This is a genomic window from Pseudomonas sp. FH1, assembly GCF_000510895.2.
GTDB lineage: Bacteria > Pseudomonadota > Gammaproteobacteria > Pseudomonadales > Pseudomonadaceae > Aquipseudomonas > Aquipseudomonas azotoformans_A.
On sequence record NZ_AOHM01000047.1, the window covers coordinates 1 to 2597 of the forward strand.

Consider the following 2597-nt stretch of genomic DNA (forward strand, 5'->3'; position numbering starts at 1 on the left):
TGCGGATTCCACGCCATCCGGACACTCAGCCCACCAACATCCGGACACCCGTTCCACGCTCATTCGGACAGGCAGTCGGAGCGCAGCGACGCAGGTTTGCATTGTTAGTCTGAAGCCACTGCCACCGTCAATTTCGTTGCGCGCCTGCGCATCGATTCGCCCTTCAGTTCGATCCGATAAGCGTTATGTACCAGCCGGTCGAGGATCGCATCGCCCAAGGTCGGATCGCCGATCAACGCATGCCATTTGTCCACCGGCATTTGGCTGGTAACCAGCGTCGAGCGGTTGCCGTAGCGGTCGTCCAGCAGCTCAAGCATGTCGCGCCGTTGCGCGGCGGTAAACGGTGCCAGACCCCAGTCGTCCAAGATCAGCAGGTCGGTCTTGGCATAGCCGGCCATCAATTTGGCGAAGCGGCCGTCGCCGTGGGCTAGGCCCAGTTCCTCCATCAAGCGCGGCAGGCGCAGGTATCGCACGCTGTAACCGTCGCGGCAGGCTTTGTGGGCCAGCGCGCAGGCGAGCCAGGTTTTGCCTACGCCAGTTGGCCCACCGATGATCAGGTTCAGGCCATCGCGCAGCCACTGGCCGCTGCCCAGTTGCAGGATCAAGGCCTTATCCAGGCCACGTGGACTGCGGTAGTCGATGTCTTCCAGGCAGGCGTTGTGCCGTAGCCGCGCCGCTTTGAGGCGAGTGGTCAGGCGGGCGTCTTCGCGCTCGGTCAGCTCGCGGTCGACCATCAGGCCAAGGCGCTCGTCGAAGCTGAGATCGTTGATGTCAGGCGTTGCATGTTGCTCGTTGAGCGCTTTGATCATGCCGTGCAGGCGCAAGGTTTGCAGCTTGTCCAAGGTCGGGTTTGGTAGCATTTTGATCCTCCTTTTTCAGGTCAGTGGTAGTAGCCCGGGCCGCGCAGGTTGATGTGCTCGTCGGGCAGTAGCGGCAGGTTTTGCTGGGCCAGCGGCAGGCGTTCCAGCCCCTGGCGCAGGATCGATTCCAGGCTCTTGTAACTGCATGCGCCCAGTGCCAGCGCACGCTGGCACGCGGCTTCCAGCCGCGCTTCGCCGTGCTGTTTGCTCAGGCGCAGGATGCCTAGACAGGCACGGAAGCCGTGTTGCGGATGGATTCGGCGTTCGAGGATGTGGGCGATGACGCCAGCGGTGTTGGGCCCGGTTTGCTCTGCCCAGCGGATCAGCCTTTGCGGAGTCCATTCGGCGTGCTCGCGGTGGCTCTTGGGCATGTGCTCGGTTTGGGTGGTGTGGCGGCCTTTGTGCAGCGAGCGCAGGTGGCTGGCCACGCGCTGGTTGGCGTGGAAGCACTCGACGGTCTGGGCCGTGAGCCGCACTTCGAGTTGGTGCTTCACCAACTGGTACGGCACCGAGTAGAAATGGCCATCGACCTCGACGTGGTAGTCGATATGGACGCGTACCTTTTTCCATTCAGCGTAGACGTAGGGGTGTTCCGGCAGCCCTTGCAGCGCCGGTTGGTCGATGGCCTCGAAGGCTGATCGGCGTGAGCCGGGCAGCTTTTTGAACGGCTTGTGATTGAGGCGATCCAGCAGCAGTGCGATGGCGGTATTGAGTTCACCGAGCGAGAAAAACTGGCGGTTGCGCAGCACCGCCAGGATCCAGCGTTCGACGACTTGGACGCCGACTTCGACCTTGGCTTTGTCCCTTGGCTTGCGCGAGCGAGCAGGCAATACGACTACGCCGTAATGCTCGGCTAAATCGCGGTAACTGGGATTGATATCGGGCTCATAGCGATGCGCCTTAGTGACGCCGCTGCGTAGATTATCCGGCACCAGGATCTGCGATGTGCCGCCGAGAAAAGCGAAGCAGCGCACGTGGGAGCCCAGCCAGTCTGGCAGCTTTTGCGACCAAGTGGCCTCGGCAAAGGTGTAGCTGGAGGCGCCAAGCACGGCGACAAAGATCTGCGCTTGGCGGATTTCACCGGTTCGACGGTCAATGACTGGCACGGTCTGGCCAGCGTAATCGACGAACAGCTTCTCACCAGCCCGATGTTCCTGGCGCATGACCACGTCGACCTTGGCGGCCCAGAGGCGGTAGTGCTCGCAGAACCAGCTGTACTGGAAACCCTGCGGTTGAGCGAGTCGATATTCCTGCCAGAGCAGCGCCAGGGTTACGCCGGGACGGCGCAACTCGGCGTGTACCCACGCCCAGTCCGGCATCGGGCGCTGGTCGGTGGGCACCGGCACTGCGGGTGGGAACAGCCGTCGATTCAGCTCAGCATCAGAAATATCGATGGGCCACTGAAGCCCACTGGCTGCGAATCGGCAAAGATAATCCCCCGCACTTGAATGGCCGATGGACAAGCTGGCGGCGATCTTGCGCACGGACAGGCCGGCGTCGAACTTTAGGCGTAGTACCTCTCGGATTTTACGCATGGATAAACGCTCCACGACGACCTCTTCGCTTCGATAAAAGAGGTCGATGGTAGTGAATATTCCTGCGTTGCTGCCTGCCTGAAAGTGTCCGGATGGCCGTGGAATCGGTGTCCGGATGCTCGTGGAATGAGTGTCCGGATCAGCGTGGAATCAGTGTCCAGATGTCGGTGGAATGGGTGTCCGGATAGTCATGCAATCCGCA

General features: G+C 61.4%; 2 protein-coding genes. Both read right to left on the reverse strand.

The features are described from left to right. Window positions 1-104: 104 nt before the first annotated feature. Window positions 105-860 (reverse strand): IS21-like element ISPsy14 family helper ATPase IstB, encoded by a 756-nt coding sequence (gene istB, locus H096_RS16350; RefSeq protein WP_033900013.1) that lies wholly within the window; start codon window positions 858-860, stop codon window positions 105-107. A gap of 20 nt (window positions 861-880) precedes the next feature. Continuing rightward, entirely contained in the window at window positions 881-2395 is a 1515-nt protein-coding gene (gene istA, locus H096_RS16355) for an IS21 family transposase (protein ID WP_033900014.1), read from the reverse strand. Window positions 2396-2597 lie beyond the last annotated feature (202 nt).